13 protein-coding genes are annotated in these 18494 nt (G+C 72.1%); 4 read left to right on the plus strand and 9 right to left on the minus strand.

What is annotated here, in order from left to right:
- The first annotated feature begins 159 nt into the window (after positions 1–159).
- The 3 genes from ACHBTE_RS23000 to ACHBTE_RS23010 are packed head-to-tail and all read left to right on the plus strand — an operon-like array spanning position 160 to position 3640.
- The gene (locus ACHBTE_RS23000; protein ID WP_394725910.1) at positions 160–1347 is read left to right on the plus strand and encodes a lycopene cyclase family protein; all 1188 of its coding nucleotides are present in this window, start codon (positions 160–162) and stop codon (positions 1345–1347) included.
- 26 nt (positions 1348–1373) lie between these two features.
- Positions 1374–2087, plus strand: coding sequence for a methyltransferase domain-containing protein (locus ACHBTE_RS23005; protein WP_394725911.1), 714 nt, complete (start codon positions 1374–1376; stop codon positions 2085–2087).
- Positions 2084–3640, plus strand: a complete 1557-nt coding sequence (locus tag ACHBTE_RS23010) for an FAD-dependent oxidoreductase (RefSeq protein ID WP_394725912.1) — start codon at positions 2084–2086, stop codon at positions 3638–3640. The genes ACHBTE_RS23005 and ACHBTE_RS23010 overlap by 4 nt, the downstream gene beginning before the upstream one ends.
- Positions 3641–3711: 71 nt before the next feature.
- Here ACHBTE_RS23010 and ACHBTE_RS23015 read toward each other — a convergent pair whose 3' ends face one another.
- Positions 3712–4044 (minus strand): DUF3140 domain-containing protein, encoded by a 333-nt coding sequence (locus ACHBTE_RS23015; RefSeq protein WP_394725913.1) that lies wholly within the window; start codon positions 4042–4044, stop codon positions 3712–3714.
- Between the two features lie 304 nt (positions 4045–4348).
- Positions 4349–4987, minus strand: coding sequence for a sigma-70 family RNA polymerase sigma factor (locus ACHBTE_RS23020; RefSeq protein WP_394725914.1), 639 nt, complete (start codon positions 4985–4987; stop codon positions 4349–4351).
- A gap of 226 nt (positions 4988–5213) precedes the next feature.
- Here ACHBTE_RS23020 and ACHBTE_RS23025 point away from each other — a divergent pair, with 226 nt between their 5' ends.
- Entirely contained in the window at positions 5214–6149 is a 936-nt protein-coding gene (locus ACHBTE_RS23025) for a MerR family transcriptional regulator (protein WP_394725915.1), read from the plus strand.
- A 17-nt stretch (positions 6150–6166) separates the two neighbouring features.
- Here ACHBTE_RS23025 and ACHBTE_RS23030 read toward each other — a convergent pair whose 3' ends face one another.
- From ACHBTE_RS23030 to ACHBTE_RS23060, 7 genes are all read right to left on the minus strand, one after another.
- Positions 6167–7549 (minus strand): cryptochrome/photolyase family protein, encoded by a 1383-nt coding sequence (locus tag ACHBTE_RS23030; protein ID WP_394725916.1) that lies wholly within the window; start codon positions 7547–7549, stop codon positions 6167–6169.
- 253 nt (positions 7550–7802) lie between these two features.
- On the minus strand, positions 7803–8360 hold the full coding sequence (locus ACHBTE_RS23035; RefSeq protein WP_394725917.1) for a Dps family protein: 558 nt from the start codon (positions 8358–8360) through the stop codon (positions 7803–7805).
- A gap of 161 nt (positions 8361–8521) precedes the next feature.
- Entirely contained in the window at positions 8522–11095 is a 2574-nt protein-coding gene (locus tag ACHBTE_RS23040) for a PP2C family protein-serine/threonine phosphatase (RefSeq protein ID WP_394725918.1), read from the minus strand.
- A 76-nt stretch (positions 11096–11171) separates the two neighbouring features.
- The gene (locus ACHBTE_RS23045) at positions 11172–15443 is read right to left on the minus strand and encodes a HAMP domain-containing protein (protein WP_394725919.1); all 4272 of its coding nucleotides are present in this window, start codon (positions 15441–15443) and stop codon (positions 11172–11174) included.
- 302 nt (positions 15444–15745) lie between these two features.
- A complete protein-coding gene (locus tag ACHBTE_RS23050; protein WP_394725920.1) occupies positions 15746–16252 on the minus strand; it encodes a GNAT family N-acetyltransferase in 507 nt (168 codons plus the stop codon).
- Between the two features lie 245 nt (positions 16253–16497).
- Positions 16498–17163, minus strand: a complete 666-nt coding sequence (locus ACHBTE_RS23055) for a TetR/AcrR family transcriptional regulator (protein WP_394725921.1) — start codon at positions 17161–17163, stop codon at positions 16498–16500.
- Positions 17160–18455, minus strand: a complete 1296-nt coding sequence (locus ACHBTE_RS23060) for a PucR family transcriptional regulator (RefSeq protein WP_394725922.1) — start codon at positions 18453–18455, stop codon at positions 17160–17162. Before ACHBTE_RS23060 ends, ACHBTE_RS23055 begins: the two co-directional genes overlap by 4 nt.
- Positions 18456–18494: the final 39 nt, after the last annotated feature.

The raw sequence follows: 18494 nt of genomic DNA on the forward strand, positions 1-18494 counted from the left end.
GATGCGGCCCGGTCCCGATTCCCCGGATCGGGCTCGCGCCCCCTGCCGATGGACCGCCTGGCGGAAACATCTCGGCGCGTACGAGTGACTGCATCCGTCGGGCCGCACACGGGGGAAGACCGGACGACGAACACTCGGAGCGGGACGGAAGGAGCCGCGGTGCTGGAGACGGACGTGGCTGTCGTCGGGGCGGGGGCCGCCGGACTCTCCCTGGCCCACCGGCTGTCCGGGCACCTGACCGCGATGCGTACGCCCTCCGTGGTGCTGGTGGAGGCGCCGCCGGGTCCGCTACGGCCGCCGCCCCGCACATGGTGTTTCTGGGAACCGGGCCGTGGCCGTTTCGACGCGGCCGTGACGGCCGAGTGGGGCCGGCTGCGCGTACGCCCGCCCACAGGTGCTCCCGTCGAGGGCGACATCACTCCGCTGCGGTACAAGATGATCCGCTCGGACGACTTCGAACGGATGGTCGCGCGGCAGTTGCGGCGCAGTCCGAACGTGCGCCGTGTGGAGGCCACCGTCGAAACCGTGGAGGAAGTCCGCGAAGGCGCCCACGTCCATCTGCGCGACCCCGCGGGAGGACGCCGGGTGCTCACCGCGCGCTGGGTCTTCGACTCCCGCCCCCTCGGCAGCCTGCCGGCCGCCCGCACGACCCTGTTCCAGCAGTTTCACGGCTGGTTCGTCCGCACGGCCCGGCCGGCCTTCGAGCCCGGCGCCGCGGACCTCATGGACTTCCGCACCGCACAGCCCTCCGACGGCCTGTCCTTCGGATACGTCCTGCCCATCGGGGCGCAGGAGGCCCTCGTGGAGTACACCGAGTTCGCGCCGAGGCCACGCCCGGCCGACGGCTACGAGAAAGCCCTCCGGGACTACGTCGACGACGTGCTGCGGCTCGGCGACCTGCGCATCACCGCGACGGAGACCGGAGTCATCCCGATGACGGACGCCCCGATGCCGCGGCGGGCCGGGACGTCCGTCTTCCGTATCGGTGCCGCCGGCGGCGCCACCCGGCCGTCCACCGGCTACACGTTCTCCGGCATCCAGCGTCAGACCCGGGCCGTCGCCGACGCGCTGCGCCGCGGACGACGCCCGGTACCACCCGCCGCCCACTCGGCCCGGGCCCGCGCCATGGACTCGGTACTGCTGCGCGCCCTCGACAGCGGCCGGGCCGACGGTCCGGCGCTGTTCTGCGGCCTGTTCGGGCACGTGCCGATGGAACGGATCCTGCGCTTCCTCGACGGCCGCACCACGCTGCGCGAGGACCTGCACATCGGCCTGCGCACGCCGGTCGCCCCGATGCTCCGGTCCGCCCTGGAGCTGCCCGGCCTGCCCCGCCGTCCCTTTCCCTGAGCCCGCCCCCGGCATCCGGAGCCCACATGACCTTGCTGCGCGACGAAGACCTCGCCACCGCCTTCGACCACGCCTCCCGCAGTTACGACACGCTGGTGGCCGCCAACCCCGGCTACCACGCCCACCTTCGGCGCTCGGTGCGCCGGCTCGGTCTGCCCGGACACGGGGAGGGGCTGCGCATCCTGGATCTCGGCTGCGGCACGGGCGCCTCGACCGCCGCGCTCCGCCGGGTCCTGCCGGGCGCGGACATCACGGCCGTGGACGCCTCCGCGGGCATGCTGCGACGGGCTGTGACCAAGCCCTGGGCGGACGGCGTGACCTTCGTGCACACGCCGGTGGAGAGTTTCGGCGGGGCCGGCGGAGAGTTCGACGCGGTCTTCGCCGCGTACCTCTTCCGCAACGTCTCCGACCCCGATGCCGTACTCGCCATCGCACGCGATCTGCTGAAGCCCGGAGGACGGCTCGGCGTGCACGAGTACACCCTCAGCGGCCGTCGCCGTGACCGGGCGGTCTGGACCCTGGTCTGCCGCGGAGTGGTCCAGCCGGCGGCGACCGTGCTCGGGGACGGCGAGCTGTACCGCCACCTGTGGCGGAGCGTGGTGCGCTTCGACACCGCGGACCGCTTCAGCAGGCGCGTCCGAGCAGCCGGTTTCGAACAGGTACGGGCCCTGCCCCTGCCGGGCTGGCAGACGGGGATCACCCACACCTTCCTCGCTCGCCGCGCGCAGGACGAGCGGTGAACGCCGTACCGCGTCGTGCCCACGGCGCTCGCAGGGGGCGCGACCGGCGAGCCCGGGTTCTGCCGGCAGCCCCGGGCGCCGCGCGCGTCGGCGGCGCCCCGCCCAGCACCGCGGTCGTCGGCGGCGGCATCGCCGGGCTGGCCGCCGCGACCGCCCTGGCCGAACGCGGCGTCGCCGTGACCCTGTACGAGCGTCAGCCTTACCTCGGCGGGCGGGTCGGCGGCCGGCCGACCGTGTTGCGGGACGGCACCACGGCCACCATGAGCCGTGGCTTCCACGCCTTCTTCCGCCAGTACTACAACCTGCGGGGCCTGTTGCGGCGGACCGACCCCGCTCTGGAGCGGCTGACGGGGCTGCCGGACTATCCCCTGCTCCACCGCAGCGGTCTGCGCGACAGCTTCCGTCACCTTCCGAGGACGCCGCCGCTCAGCGCCCTCGGCTTCGTCGCGCTCAGCCCCAGCTTCGGCCTGCGGGACCTTCGCACCGTCGACCCGGTCGCGGCCCTGCCGCTCCTCGACGTCCGCGTCCCCGAGGTGTACGCCCGTCTCGACGACATCAGCGCCCACGATTTCCTCGACGCCGTCCGCTTCCCCGCCCGGGCCCGCCACCTGGCGTTCGAGGTCTTCTCCCGCAGCTTCTTCGCCGACCCGCGGCAGCTGTCGGCCGCCGAGATGGCGCTGATGTTCCACATCTACTTCCTCGGGTCGGCCGAAGGGCTGCTGTTCGACGTGCCCCGAGCCCCTTTCCCGGCCGCCCTGTGGAATCCGCTGGCCCAGTACCTGCGCTCGCACGGTGCCGAGATCCGCACCTCCACCGCGGTCGAGCAGATCACGCCGCGGGGCGGCGGCCACGAGGTCGTCACCGAACGGGACGAGCGGCGTTACGACAGCGTGGTGCTGGCGCTGGACCCCGGTGGGCTGCGCGGCCTCGTCGCCCGCTCCGGCCGACTGGGCGGCGAGGCATGGCGCGAGGGGATCGCACGGTTGCGCAACGCCCCGCCCTTCCTGGTCAGCCGGCTGTGGCTGGACCGGCCCGTCGCGTCCCACCGGCCGGGATTCCTGGGCACCAGCGGATTCGGATGCCTCGACAACATCAGCGTCCTGGAGCGCTGGGAGGACGAGGCCGCCCGCTGGGCGGCCCGTACCGGTGGATCCGTCGTCGAACTCCACGCCTACGCGGTGCCACCCGAGAGCGCCCGGGACGTGGCGGAGAAGCGCCTGGTCGACCAGCTGCACCAGGTCTGTCCCGAGACGCGGGGGGCCACCATCGTCGACGTCCGCCACGAGTGGCGCGACGACTGCCCCTTGTTCCCGGTGGGCGGGTACCTCGACCGCCCGACCGTGCGCACCGCGGACCCGCACCTGGTCGTCGCCGGCGACGTGGTGCGCACCGACCTTCCGGTGGCCCTGATGGAACGCGCGGCCACCACCGGCTTCCTGGCCGCCAACGCCCTGCTGGCACAGTGGGGCGTACGGGGCCAGACCCTCTGGACGGTGCCCACCCGCGGGCGCAGCGCCCTGCTGCGGGGGCTGGCCCGGTGGACGAGCGGGTGAGCGGATGCGGGCCGAGCCGGGTGTGAACCCTCCGCCCGCGCGGTAGCCGTTCGGGAGCGTCCGTCCCGGGGTCACTTCAGGGGGTCATGACCCCAGTTCATCAGTGAGTACCGCCATCGGGTGTCCGTCACGTCGCCGTCGGGCCGCTGGGCCAGATGACGACTGACATAGCCGCCGACCTTGCGCATGTGCCGGTAGTCGTCGTCCGTCAGATCGGCCTTCTCGGTCCGCAGAATCTCCACGATGCTGCGCCCGGACGCGTGACCGGTCGATTCCCCGCCGTCCTGATGCTGACCCGCGTCACGGGACCGATCACTGTCCAGCCACTTCTCCAGCTCGGCCGGCGACATGTTCACCGACTCACGGAACCGGTCCCAGGCCGCCTTCTGCTCTTCGTCGTCCACCCTGCCCGCTTCCGATTCGGCGCGGCCGAGTGGTGCACCGCGGATCCGTGCAGCGAGACGTACGAGTCGTACGACCGCCTTGTCCAGAGTGCGGGCTCGCCGCCCATCGTGCAGCCCGGGGCACCGAGAAGGGCCCCGAGGAGCGCCGACTCTCCCCGGGGCGCCGAGGCCCTGAGTGCGAGCTCTCGGCGGCGCCGCTGTGCTCGGCACCCTGCGGCGCCCCTGGACCCACTGCACCCCAGTGCCCGGACATGCAGCGTTCATGCATCGATCACGTCAGGCGGCGGCAAGGGACCCTCAGTCCTCATCCCACGGCCTCCGGTTGGAGGCACGCGCGCAGCAGGAGCATTCCGCGCCGGGCATGGCTCTTGACCGTGCCCAGCGGCCACCCCGTGCGCTCGGCGATCTGTGTCTGTGTCAGGTCCTCGAAGTACGCCAGCCGCAGCACCCGCTGCTGCGGTGCCGGCAGTCCGGCGAGCGCGTGCCGGACCAGTGCACGGTCCAGGACGGCCTCGGGCCGGCCGACGGCGCCGTCGGCCGGCACCAGAGCGGAGCCGGCCGAGGCCAGCAGGTCCCTGCGGCGGGTCCGCGCGGCGAGCGAGTCGGCGATCTTGCGCCTGGTGATGCCCACGATCCAGGCGGCGAGCGTGCCGCGCTCGGGCCGGAAGCCGTGGCGGCCACGCCAGACGCCGAGGAAGACCAGCTGCGTCACGTCCTCGGCCTCCTTGGCGTCCCCCAGGGAACGCCGGGCCAGTGAGTGCACCATCGCCGACCAGCGGTGGTACAGGGCGGTCAGGCACGCCTCGTCACCGGCCACCAGGCCCCGGGCCAGTTCCTCGTCGCCGTAGGTCTCCTCGTCCGGCAGCCACAGTGGGCCGTCGACGGCATCCCGCGGCTCGCGATCTGCTCGCATACGCGGGGCGGTGCTCTGCTGCGGACTCATCGGAGGGCTCCTTGCTCCACTGCCGGACGGACGCGACATGTCGGGCTTGCGGGTCTCGTCAGCGTGCGTGCGGCGCGTGAGGCGAGGCAACTCGCATCGTTTCTGCATCGATATAATGGATGGCATGCACGGATCCGCGGACCGCAAGGGCACGGGCGGCGTCGCTGGGTCTGCCGGGCCTGCCAGTCCTGCCGGTTCTGCCAGTCCTGCCAGTTCCGCGGCGCCGGTGTCCGAGGCGCCGCTTGCCACCGGAGCCGTGGCCCGCCGGATCGGGGTGTCGCCCACGACCCTGCGCTCCTGGGACCGCCGTTACGGCATCGGCCCGACCGGCCGGGGCGGCGGCCGGCACCGGAGGTGGAGCCCGCAGGACGTGGCGGTGGTGGAGGCGATGTGCCGTCTCACCTCGGCCGGGGTGCCGCCTGCCGAAGCCGCCCGCGTGGCCAGACAGGGCGGCGTCCCTGCCTCCGCGCCTCCGGCAGGACCTCCCTCGCGCGCGGCCGGCACACTGCCGCTGGGCGGCGACGTACGCCAGGAATGCCGGGGGCTGGCCCGGGCCGCCGTACGGCTCGACGCACCCGCCGTGCAGGACCAGCTCGCCGCCGCCGTCACCCGGCACGGAGTCGTCGTGGCCTGGGAGGAGATCATGGTGCCCACGCTGCACGCGGTGGGCCGCAAGTGGGCCTCGTCGGGGGACCGTTACGTCGAGGTGGAGCACCTGCTGTCGTGGCATGTGTCGACCGTGCTGCGCGGCTCCACGCTCGCTCCGGCGCGGCGGGGGAGCAGCGCCGGACCGGTCGTGCTGGCCTGTGTGCCCGGAGAACAGCACACCCTTCCTCTGGAGGCCCTGAACGCCGTGCTCAGCGAACAGGGCGTCCCCACGCGCATGTTCGGCGCGGCCGTACCCGTCGAGGCGCTCACGGTGGCGGTGCGGCGTATCGGGCCCGCGGCCGTGGTCCTGTGGGCGCAGGCCCGGTCCACGGCGAGCCTGCCCCTGGCCCGGCATGTCGCCGCCACCCAGTGGGGCGTCCGGGGCGCCCGCAGGCAGCCCCTGGTGCTGCTCGGCGGCAACGGCTGGGCCGGGCGCCACGCCGCCGGGATGATCAGGCCCGCCGGCTTGCGGGAGGCACTGGACGTGCTGGCCGGCTCCGCCGCTGACCTGTAGCCCCGATCACCGGTGGGTCACTCGCCCCGGTGGGACTCGCGGGCTTCGCGGAAGCGGTTCAGGCCGGCCGCCAGGTCCACGATCGGGTCGGGGTAGTCGACCGCTGCCCGGTCCAGGCCGCTCAGTTTCCACGGTTCGTGCACCGCGGGGCCCGCCACGCCGGCGAGCTCGGGCACCCAGCGTCGGACATAGGCGCCGTCCGGGTCGTAGCGCTTCGCCTGGAGGATCGGGTTGAGGACCCGGTTGGGACGGGTGTCGGTGCCGGTCCCCGCGACCCACTGCCAGTTGAGCTGATTGTTCGCCACGTCACCGTCGACCAGCAGATCGAGGAAGTGACGGGCGCCGACGCGCCAGTCGACGTACAGCGTCTTGGTCAGGAAGCTCGCGGTCAGCAGGCGGGCGCGGTTGTGCATCCACCCCTCGTGACGCAGTTGACGCATGGCCGCGTCGATCACGGGGTAGCCCGTACGGCCCTCCTTCCAGGCGGCCACCTCCGCCTCGGCCTCCCGCCCCGAGCGCCAGCCGTCGTGCCGGGTGCGGTAGTCGGCCCGGGCGGCGTCACGCCGGGCGGCCAGGACCTGCCGGTGGAAGTCACGCCACGCCACCTGCCGGACGAACGCCTCGGCGCCGGGTCCCCCCGCCCGGCGCGCCCGGTGCACGATCTCGACGGGGGAGAGGGTGCCGAAATGCAGGTGGGGCGAAAGCCGGGACGTGGCGTCACCGGCCAGATCGTCGTGCCGGTCCTCGTACGCGGCGACACCGCTGCGCAGCCAGGCCGACAGTCGTTCGCGTCCCGCCGACTCGCCGCCCGGAACCAGGCCCCGGGACAGGTTTTGCAGATCCGCCCGGGAGGGCAGCGCCTCGGAGTCCACGCCCTGCGGTACCCGCACCGCGCGCGGAGCGCCGAGGACACCGCGAAGATGCTGCCGGGACCACTGCCGGAAGTACGGGGTGAAGACGGCGAAGTGGTCCGACGCGGAAGGCGTCACGCCGCCCGGTGCGACCACCGTGGTCACCGTGTCGTGGACGTGCAGCCGGCACCCCTGTGCCTCCAGGGACTGCCGCAGCCGCTCCTCACGATGGTGGGCATATGTGCTGAACTCGGACGCCATGTGCACTTCGTCGGCGTCCACCTGCGTCACCACCCGGCACATCTGCTCGACGAGATCGCCGGAGCGGACGATCAGCCGCCCGCCTCGCTCCCGCAGCCCGGCGTCCAGGTCACCCAGGCAGTCGGCGAGGAACGCCAGCCGGTTCGGAACGGCGAAACCGGCGGCGTCGACGGCACGGTCCCGGACGAACAGGGGCACGACCTGCCCGTTGCCGTCCCCGGCCGCCCGCAGCGCGGGATGGTCGTGCAGCCGCAGGTCGGAGGTGAACAGGACGACTGAGACGTTCATGGCACGCGCTCCAGGACGGGAGGTGAGGCGAGGGGTGGGGCGGGCGGTGAGTCGGGGCCGAGAGGAGGTCGAGGGGCGTGTGGCCGTCCGCCGCCGTGCTGCCGGGCACGGGGCGAACGACCGCACCTCTCGGTCGTTACTTCCGCCGTCCGTCCCGTCCCGGATGCGCCGAGGTCCCGGACGGCGCCGACGTCCCGGATGCGCCGACCTCCATCGACGTCACCCTGCCGCCCGCGCCTTCACCTGACTCTCGTCACCCCTTCGCGGCCCTGGCCGCCGCCTCTTCCGTGTCCGCCCGGCCGGTCGCCAGCGTGCCGCCGGCGCTCTCGAGATGGGCCCGGACGAACCACTGGAACTGTTCCAGGTCCCGCAGCTGTTCGATGAGCAGGTCCTCCGTCGCCGGGTCGATCTCCCCGACGACCTTGATCGCGGCGCGGACGTCCTCGATCAGACCGGTGTAGACGATGTCCAGGGCACCGAGGTGGGCGATGGCGTCCTCGCGGCCGATCGAGTAGTCGTCCCAGGTCCGCTCCTTGACCAAAGTGCCCGGCGTGCCGTGCGCGACTCCGCCGAGCGCGGCGATGCGCTCGGCCACGTCGTCCGCCATGTCGCGCACCCTGTCGACCTGCGGGTCGATCATCTGGTGCACGGCGATGAAGTGCGGGCCCACCACGTTCCAGTGCACGTGCTTCAGCGTGAGGTGGAGGTCGTTGAGGGCGTGCAGCCGCAGGCGGAGGACGTCGATGAGCCGACCGGCGTCCTTGCGCTCGATGCCCGGCACCGTGTACTTCGGGGTGAGGTCCTTCGCCATGTCCGATACTCCTTCTCCGTAGGGTGAAGTCGGAGTTCAGGTGCCCGGATGCGGCGATCACAGACCTGTGACGTCGCTTTCATTCACTGAACGGACCATGGCGGTGGTCCGGTCGGGTGAGCACCGGGCCCCGCGATGCCCGCCTGATCCGGACACCATCCCTAGGCCACGCGCACGCCCACGATGCAGGTGTCGTCGTCCGTGTCGGACTTGCTGTAGGTGAGCAGCCGGTCCAGCTGCTGTTCGAGCGTCGGCGGCACCGTACGGGCAGCCACCAGCAGCTGGGTCAGCGACTCCTCCATGGAACGGTCACGGCGTTCGATCAGACCGTCCGTGTACATCAGCAAGGTGTCGTCGACGGCGAGTTGGACCTCGTGTTCCTCGTATGTCGCCTCGGGCAGCGCACCGAGCAGCAGGCCCTTGACCAGGGGCAACGACGTCGCTTCGCTGTCGCGCACCAGGACGGGCGGCAGATGGCCGGCCCGGGCCCACCGCAGGGTCCGGCGGTCCGGGTCGTACAGTCCGCAGACCGCCGTGGCGGTGACGGCGCCCGTCAGATGGTGGGCCACCATGTTGAGCCAGGACAGCAGCTGGGCCGGCCCGGCGCCCGTCACGGCGAGTCCGCGCAGCGCGTTGCGCAGCACGACCATGCTGGTGGCCGCCTCGATGCCGTGCCCGGCGACGTCCCCCACGCACAACAGCACCAGCCGGGACGGCAGCACGACCGCGTCGTACCAGTCACCGCCGACGAGCTGCTGGGTCTCCGCGGGCCGGTAGCGAACGGCCACGCGCAGACCGGGCGCCACCAGCGGGGCCTGCGCCGGAGGCATGATGGCGTGCTGCAACTGGAGGGCGAGCCTGGCGCGTTCGAACGCCTGCTGCTCCGTGTGGGCGAGCTGGTCCCGCGTCGCGGCGAGCGCGACCTCCGTCCAGTGGTGGGCGGAGATGTCCTGGTAGGCGCCCCGTACGACGAACAACCGGCCGTCGGAGTCGAGCTCCGGCTCGGCCACCACCCGGATGTGCCGGGTCACCCCGTCGGGCCGTTGGAGCCGGAAGGCCGTGGACGCGGGGCGGCGATGGTGCAGCAGCGTGCGCAGAAACCTGCCGATGGCGACCGCGTCGTCGGGGTGTGCGTGCGCGGCCAGGTCCTCCAGGGAGATCGGGCCGCCGGCGGCGGGCTTGCCGTAGAGGCTGTACAGCTGGACGTTCCAGGTGATCTCGCCGGTGAGGAGGTTCTCCTCGAAGCCGCCGATCCGGCCGAGGCGCTGGGCGTGCTGGAGAAGGCTCGCCAGCCGCGCCACCTCGTCCTCTATGCGCCAGATGAGCAGAATGCTGCCGCCGTGCCGGCTGATGTTGATGTCGGCGACCGCCGCCAGCGGAACGTCGTCGACCAGCGAGGTCAGCCGCATGCGCTGGGCGCGGAACGGCTCGCCGGTGGCGTAGACCCGCTCGATCTGCTCGAACAGCTCGCTCTCACCGGCGACCAGCGGATACGCCTCCAGCAGCAGCGAGCCGTTGACGATGCCGCGCGGCCGGCCCATCGGGTCGAGGAAGCGGCCGTTGACGTGGTGGATCCGGAAGTCGACGAGTTCCCCGGCGCCGTCCAGATGCGGGACGAGCACCAGCGCCGGGTCGTGCAGACCGTCGGCCAGGTCCATCAGCTCGGCGATGTCCGGCAGGACGCCGGGCCGCGCATCCGCGTCCGGGCGATACAGGGCGGAGGTCTCCAGCGTGTGCGCGCACAGCTCGGCCAGCGCCTCGACCTGACGGACGATCTGCGGGGGCTGCGGGCCCAGCCGGCCGGGCCAGACGATCTCCAGCACCCCATGGATCCGGCCGCCGGTGCCCGCGGGCACCGCGACCCGGCCGCCGTCGGGGTAGTGGTGCTGGCCGATGGTGGGCAGTCCGGTCTCCGACAGACAGCCGAGCCACTGGCTCGTCCGCTCGCCGAGCCCGCGGCGCGCCACGGTCGCCACGCCCGGCGGTACGTACCGCCAGCGCCCCGCTTCGGCGGCCGAGAACCCCGCACTGCCGGCCAGGGTGAGCGAGCCGTCACCGCCCAGCGCCCAGATGGCCACGGCCTCCGCACCGAGCGGCCGCAGCGCGTGCTCCATCAGGGAGTCGGCCACGGCCTGGGCGTCGTCGGCGGCAAGGGCACCGCTCTCGGCGGCCCGCAGCCGTACGGCGCAGGAGGCACTCTCCGACGTGCTCCCCGACGCGCCCCCCGCCGACTCGGCGGCGTCGGCCGCCGTGCCTGTGCCCGCCGTGCCCGCCGTGGCCGCGAGGAAGGCGCTGGTCGCCTCGGAGAGCCGGTCGCGCGAGGCCTGGTCGATGACCTCCACCGCGAAGGCGAGCGGTGTCATGCCCGCCTGCTCGGTCAGTGCGGCGAGCTGCCGTGCCGCCTGCGCGGGACCGCACCCGAGCCGCTCGACGAGGATGCCCTTGGCCAGCTCGATCAGGGCCCGCCCGTCCGCCTCCGCCTGTGCCGCCCGCACCTCCTCGCGCAGCCGTTCCACGGTCGCCGCGAGCCTGCCGACGGGGGAGGAGCGGCCGTCCGCGGCCCGGTCCTGCTCATCGGACCCGGACCGGCCGTCGCCACCACGGGCGACCGGCACGGTGGCGGGCCGGGCGGCGGCGAGGAGCTCGACGCCCGTCGTCGGGTCGTCGGCCGACGCACCGCCGGCCGGCTCGGCGCCCGGGTTCTCCGGCTCGGTCGGCTGCTGGGGATCGCTCACGGTTGCCCTGTTCCTCGGCTCGGACGTCCAAGAACGCCAGGTGGTCGGCCGGCGCGCACGGTGGCGCAGCCGCCCTTCACACCGTCAGCCAGCGCTGGACGCGGCTGATCAGGTCGTTGGTGTCGACAGGCTTGGTCACATAGTCGTTGGCGCCGGAGGCCAGGCTCTTCTCCTGGTCACCGGGCATGGCCTTCGCCGTGACCGCGATGATCGGCAGGTCGGCGTAGGCGGGCATGGCACGGATCTCCGCAGTGGCGGCGTAGCCGTCCATCTCCGGCATCATCACGTCCATCAGGACCAGCGAGACGTCCTCGTGAGCGAGCAGTGTCTCGATGCCCCTGCGGCCGTTGTCGGCATGCAGCACGCGGAAGCCGTGCAGCTCGAGTGCCCCGCTGAGTGCGAAGAGGTTGCGCGCGTCGTCGTCGACCACCAGCACCGTACGGCCACGGAAGGCGTCGTCGACGACCTGCGCGATCGACCGCTGCGGTTCCTCGATGCGCACCAGCGACAGCACGTCGCCCGGCTCCTCCGCGGACAGATGCAAGGTGACGCGTTCGCGCAGCTCGTCCAGGCTGGAGAGGAAGTCCAGCGGACGGCCGGCCGCCCGGGAGCGCAGCAACTGCTCCTGCGCCTGGTCCACATGATGACCGGTGTGCACGAGCACGGGGACGCTGGCCAGTGCCGAGTCGCCCTCCATCGCCTGGAGCAGACGCGCGCCCTCGCCGTCCGGCATGTCGAACTCCAGAACGACGCAGTGGCAGGGATCGGCCGCCAGGGTGCTCGCCGCTTCCTGTGCCCCGACCGCCGTGATGACGTCGATCGCCCCGAGCGGGTCGTGCGAGTCGGTGGCGATGTCCGCGACCGCTCGCTCGGCGACCAGCGTGAGCAGCCCGCGGGGGCGGCCCTCCACGACGAGCAGCCGGCGCCTGCGCTGCTCCCCGGTTCTGTGAGAAGCCGTCTCCGACGCGGAGGCCGGCAGCAGCTCGGCGGGGCCGTCCTGCGGTTGCTCCGTCTGCACTCCGCCACCCTCGAGCAGCTCCTCGAAGTCGGCGCGGGAAACCGGAAGGTAGAGGGTGAAGGTGCTGCCCTGCCCGGGCGTGCTGTCGACGGTCACGGCGCCGCCGAGCAGATGGGCGATCTCCCGGGTGATCGACAGACCCAGGCCGGTGCCGCCGTACTTGCGGCTGGTCGTGCCGTCCGCCTGCTGGAACGCCCCGAAGATCGTCTCCAGCTGCTGCTGGGGGATGCCGATGCCGGTGTCCTTCACCCGGAAGGCCACGACGGGGCCGCCGCGCAGGACGCCCACCGGAACCTCCCGGTCCGCGGCAGGTTCGATCCGCAGCTCGACGCCGCCCTGCTCGGTGAACTTCACCGCGTTCGACAGCAGATTGCGCAGGATCTGACGCAGCCGGGAGCCGTCCGTGAGCAGATCGGCCGGGGTGCCCGGCGCGGTCGCCACCGTGAAGTCCAGACTCTTCTGCGTCGTCATCGGCCGGAACGTCGCCTCGACGTACTCCAGCAGCTTACGCAGCGGGATGCGCTCGGGAGCGACATCCATCTTGCCGGCCTCGACCTTGGAGAGGTCGAGGATGTCGTTGATCAGCTGGAGCAGGTCCGAGCCCGCCGAGTGGATGATCCCCGCGTACTCGACCTGCTTCGGGGTGAGGTTGCGTGAGGGGTTCTGCGCCAACAACTGGGCGAGGATCAACAGGCTGTTGAGCGGGGTACGCAGCTCATGGCTCATGTTCGCCAGGAACTCCGACTTGTACTTCGACGCCAGCGCCAGCTCCTGCGCGCGGGTCTCCAGTTCCTGCCGGGCCTGCTCGATCTGGAGGTTCTTGGCCTCGATGTCGCGGTTCTGCGAGGCCAGCAGGGAGGCCTTCTCCTCCAGTTCGGCGTTGGAGCGCTGGAGTTCGTCCTGCTGGACCTGCAACTCCTCGGACCGTGCCTGGAGCTCGGCCGTCAGCCGCTGGGACTCACCCAGCAGCTCGTCCGTGCGGGCGTTGGCGACGATGGTGTTGAGATTGACGCCGATGGCCGGCATCAGCTGGGCGAGGAAGTCCTGGTGGATCTGGGTGAACGGGGTGACGGACCCGAGCTCGATCACACCGAGCACCTGGTCCTCGACCACGATGGGCAGCACCACCAGAGCGCTGGGCACGATCTGCCCGAGCCCGGAGGAGATCGTCACATAACCGGGCGGCAGCTCCTCCACGCTGATGGGGCGCCGATTGCGTGCCGCCTGCCCGACCAGTGAACGCCCGACCGGGATGCGCTCGGGCCGGTCGATGCCGTCCGGATAGCCGTACGAGCCCACCAGCCGCAGCTCGGGTCCGCCCTCGCCGTCCTCGGCGAGGTAGAAGGCGCCGTACTGCGCGGTGACCAGGGGCGCCAGCTCGTCCATGACCAGCTCGGCGACGACGGGCAGATCCCGGTGGCCCTGCATCAGGCCGGAGATCCGGGCGAGGTTGGTCTTGAGCCAGTCCTGCTCCTGGTTGGCCCGCGTGGTCTCCCGCAGGGACCCCACCATGGAGTTGATGTTGTCCTTCAGCTCGGCGACCTCGCCCGACGCCTCCACCGTGATGGAGCGGGTCAGGTCGCCCTCGGCGACGGCGCTGGCGACCTCGGCGATGGCACGGACCTGACGGGTGAGGTTCCCGGCCAGTTCGTTGACGTTCTCCGTCAGCCGCTTCCAGGTGCCCTCGACCCCTTCGACCTCCGCCTGCCCGCCGAGGCGGCCCTCGCTGCCGACCTCACGGGCGACACGGGTGACCTCGGCGGCGAACGAGGACAGTTGGTCGACCATCGTGTTGATGGTGGTCTTGAGCTCCAGGATCTCGCCGCGGGCGTCGACGTCGATCTTCTTCGACAGGTCTCCGTTGGCCACCGCCGTCGTCACCAGGGCGATGTTGCGGACCTGCCCCGTCAGGTTGTTGGCCATGGAGTTGACGTTGTCGGTGAGGTCCTTCCAGGTGCCCGCCACGTTCGGCACATGCGCCTGACCCCCGAGGCGGCCCTCGGTGCCCACCTCACGGGCGACCCGCGTCACCTCGTCGGCGAAGGCGGACAGCGTGTCCACCATCGTGTTGATGACGTCCGCCAGGGCCGCGACCTCGCCCTTGGCCTCGACCGTGATCTTCTGCGACAGGTCACCGCGCGCGACGGCCGTCGCCACCTTGGCGATCGAACGGACCTGGCCGGTCAGGTTCGACGCCATCACGTTGACGTTGTCCGTCAGGTCCTTCCAGGTGCCCGACACCCCCCGGACGATCGCCTGACCGCCCAGATTGCCCTCGGTGCCGACTTCACGGGCGACGCGGGTGACTTCGTCGGCGAACGCGGAGAGCTGGTCGACCATCGTGTTGATGGTGGTCTTCAGCTCCAGGATCTCGCCGCGGGCGTCCACGGTGATCTTCTGCGACAGATCGCCCTGCGCGACGGCGGTGGCCACTTGTGCGACATTGCGGACCTGAGCGGTGAGGTTGCCCGCCATGAAGTTCACGGAGTCCGTCAGGTCACGCCAAGTGCCCTTCACACCCTTGACGTCCGCCTGGCCGCCGAGGCGCCCCTCGGTGCCGACCTCACGGGCGACGCGGGTGACCTCGTCGCCGAACGCGGACAGCTGGTCGACCATCGTGTTGATGGTGTTCTTCAGCTGAAGGATCTCGCCGCGGGCGTCCACGGTGATCTTCTGCGAGAGATCGCCCTGTGCGACGGCCGTCGTCACCTGGGCGATGTTGCGGACCTGGGAAGTGAGGTTTCCCGCCATGAAGTTGACCGAATCGGTGAGGTCACGCCACACACCGCCCACACCGGGGACCTGAGCCTGGCCGCCGAGGCGCCCCTCGCTGCCGACCTCACGGGCGACCCGGGTGACCTCGTCGGCGAAGGCGGAGAGCTGGTCGACCATCGTGTTGACGGTCTCCTTCAGCTCCAGGATCTCGCCGCGCGCGGGGACGTCGACCTTCTGCGACAGGTCACCCTTGGCGACCGCGGTCGCCACCTGCGCGATGTCGCGCACCTGCGTGGTCAGATTGCCCGCCATCGCGTTGACGGAGTCGGTCAGGTCGGCCCAGGTGCCCGAGACGCCCGGCACCTCGGCCTGACCGCCCAGGGTGCCCTCGGTGCCCACCTCGCGCGCGACTCGCGTCACCTCCGAGGTGAACACCGACAGCTGGTCCACCATGCCGTTGAAGACCGTGGCGATGTCGCCGAGCAGGCCCTCGCCGTCGGCGGGCAAGCGGGTGCCGAAGTCGCCGTCCCGTACGGCGGTCAGGCCGGCCAGCAGCTGCCGTAGCTCCTGCTCGCCCGGGGGCCCCTCGACGGCCTCGATCGTCTTGCTGCTCATGCGCACCCTCGTTCCGCTCCCCAAGAGCCCCCACGCCGAGGGCTCGGAACCGCGCCGGGCCCCTGGAGGCCCTCTGGCCGCCCGTGTTTGCGCTGTTCACACGGCTCGGCCGGTTGAGAAAATCCCGTGAAGATTAACTCAGTTGCCGGGCGACAACAAAAGCCCGGGGTGGAGGTTCCGCTTGCGCGGGGAAATGCCGCCGGGGAGGCATGGCCGAAAGCATTCGAGGTACTCGAACCGGTCTTCCGCCACCGTCGGACGGCAGGCGCGGGGCGCTGTGCCGCGCCCCGCGCCAGGGTGGGTCAGATACCGAACGGCGCGGCGTAGCGCACGGTTCCGCCGGGCAGCGGGTGTTCGGCGTCCAGAGCCAGGGCCATGAGGGCCTCGTCCGGTACGTCGATGGTCAGGCCGATGCCGTGGGCCGATGCGCGGGTGAAGCCGAACCGGGGGTAGTAGCCGGGGTGCCCCAGCACGATCACGTAGCGCTCGCCCCTGTCCTTGGCGGCGGCCAGGGCGGCACGGACGGCCGCGGAACCGGCTCCGCTGTTCTGCTGCTCGGGCCGGACGGCACACGGGGCCAGGCACAGGGCCGGGGTGTCGCCGATGTGGCAGCGCGTCAGCAGCGCGTGGCCGACGGGGCGGCCCTCGTCGTCCGTGGCGACGAGGGACAGGCCCTCGATCCAGGAGGAGTCGGCCCGCAGGGCGTCGACCAGGTCGGCCTCCGCCGAGGTCTCGAACGCGGCCAGGACGATGTCACGGACGGCGGGGACGTCGGCGCTGGTCTCAGCGCGCGTGATCCAGTTGCGCATGATGGATGAGGATCCGTTCCAGAAGGTGTTCGTGTGGACGCCCGGCGAGCTCACGCTCCCCAGCCGGGCGGGTGGGACGAGGACGAGGACGAGATCAGGCCACGGCCCGGAACGTGAGGGAGACCCGGACGCGGCACAGGGTGGCCCCGAGCGCGGTCATCGACCTCACCTCCCTGTTTTCCCACAGCCTTGCCTCGGCACGAACAGGATCGAGGATACACAGGCGCCGTGCCGGTGCCGGGGGCTCAGCCGGGCGCCGTCGACAGGTGGGTGAGGATGCCGCACACCTCGTCCACGATCTCCCGGGCCTCACCCTCGTCCGCGCAGTCGCACAGCTCGCGCGCCGCCCCTCCGATGACGGTGGTCAGCACCCGTACCCGGACCCGGCCGGCGCGGCGCTTCTCGTCGACTTCGAGGAGCCGGGCGTTGCGCCGCACCCACACCCGGTCCCACTGGCGGCGCAGGACGTCGAAGCCGGCCGGACCGTCGTCCTCGGCGAACAGCCTGCCGAGCCGCCGGTTGGCCCAGGCACCCTCCAGGTACGCCCTGGCGCCCGCGACGAACAGGTCGACGGGGTCGTCCGTGCCGGAGCCGCGCGCGGCGGCCAGGGTGGCCGCGGTCCTGCGCTCCTGCTCCTCCCGGAACTCCTCCCACAGGGCGAGGTACAGGCCCTGCTTCCCGCCGTAGTGCTGGAAGAGGCTGCCCATCGGGAGGCCGCAGCGGGCCGCGATCTCGGTGAGAACGGCGTCGGTGTAACCGCGCTCGGTGAACACCTCCAGCGCCGCGTCCAGCAGGATGTGACGGACGGAACCGTCCCGCCCGGCCTGCTCCTGTGGCAGCCCCGTCCGACCGTGCCGCTCCGGCGACCGCAGTGCCGTCCCCGTCTCGGCAGGTTCCATGATCCCGCTCACCGGCGTTCCCCACCTTCCGCGGCCCCGTCGCGGATGGCGAGGGCGACCAGTAGTTCCACGAGGTCGGCGATCTTGCGCGGATTGTGTCCGGTGCGTTCCTCGATCCGGCGCAAGCGGTACTGCGCCGTGTTGTGATGTATCCGCAGCCGGTCGGCGGCCAGCCGGAGATTGAGATCGGCCTCCGCGAAGGCCCGGATGGTCGCCACCAGGGTGTCGCCGCGTCTGCGGTCCTCCTCCAGCAGCGCACGCACGCGGGGATCGACCAGCTGACGGGCGAGGTCGTCGGCGCGCAGCGCCAGATAGTCGAACGGCGACAGCCGCGGCAGCGCCGCCACCCCACCCCCGTGCGGCACCAGATCGAGGGCGGCCCGCGCCTCCTGGTAGGCGCGGGGCAGTTCCCCCGCGCCTAGGGCGACGGTGCTGATGCCCATGGAGAGGATGGTGCCGTCCCGCGCGAGACGCCGCTGCACCGCCTCGAAGTGGGCGCAGATGTCCTCCGCGTCCATCCCGACGCGCACCACGGGCACGGCCACCACCTCGCCGTGCCGCACGACCACCAGGGTTCGGCCGGCCCAGGGCCCGGCGACGCCGATGGACGCGCTCGTCGCGTACCCGTGCTCCGCCAGGGTCAGATCGCCGGTGCGGGTGTCGCCGACGCACACCGCCACGACCGCCATCATCGCCGAGCGCGGACCGATGCCGTACGCCTGCGCCGCGGCGAGCAGCGGACCGCGCGCCGGGGCGGCGCCCGCCAGCAGCTGGTCCAGCAGGTCCCGCCGCTCCCGGTCCGCGTCCGCCACCACATGCTGCTGGTACTCGACATACGCCTGCGCGGCATGGGTGCTCGCGTAGTCGACGTACCGCATCAGCGGGGTGACCAGGGACAGCGCCGCCTGCTGTGCCGCTGTGGAGGTGCCGGCGCAGTCCAGCAGCGCGTCCCACAGCACCTGCCGGCCGACCCGGAACGCACTGATCCAGTCCTCCAGACCGAAACCGGCCCGCGCTCTGCGCATGGCCGCCGCGCGGCTGAAGACCAGGTCCTCCGGGGCGAAGTCACGCTCGCCGGCCAGCGCGCCCAGCTGCATCCGGTAGTGGGTGAGCACCTGGTCGCGTACGTCGTCGAAGAACTGCTCGTTCTGCAGCGCGTAGGACGGGATCTCCGTGCGCATCACGGCGATGGCCGTCTCCGCCACCTCCTCGATGCGTTCCTGGACGGCGCGCAGGATCCGCCGCCGCTCCCTGCGGAGCGGTTCGGAGAGTGTGGGAGTGCCCTGGGCGGGCCCGCGTGGCATGGCGCCGATCGTCGCCCTCGTCCTCGTGTCCCGTCAACA

It is taken from the genome of Streptomyces sp. M41, from assembly GCF_043673425.1.
In the GTDB taxonomy this organism is placed as follows: domain Bacteria; phylum Actinomycetota; class Actinomycetes; order Streptomycetales; family Streptomycetaceae; genus Streptomyces.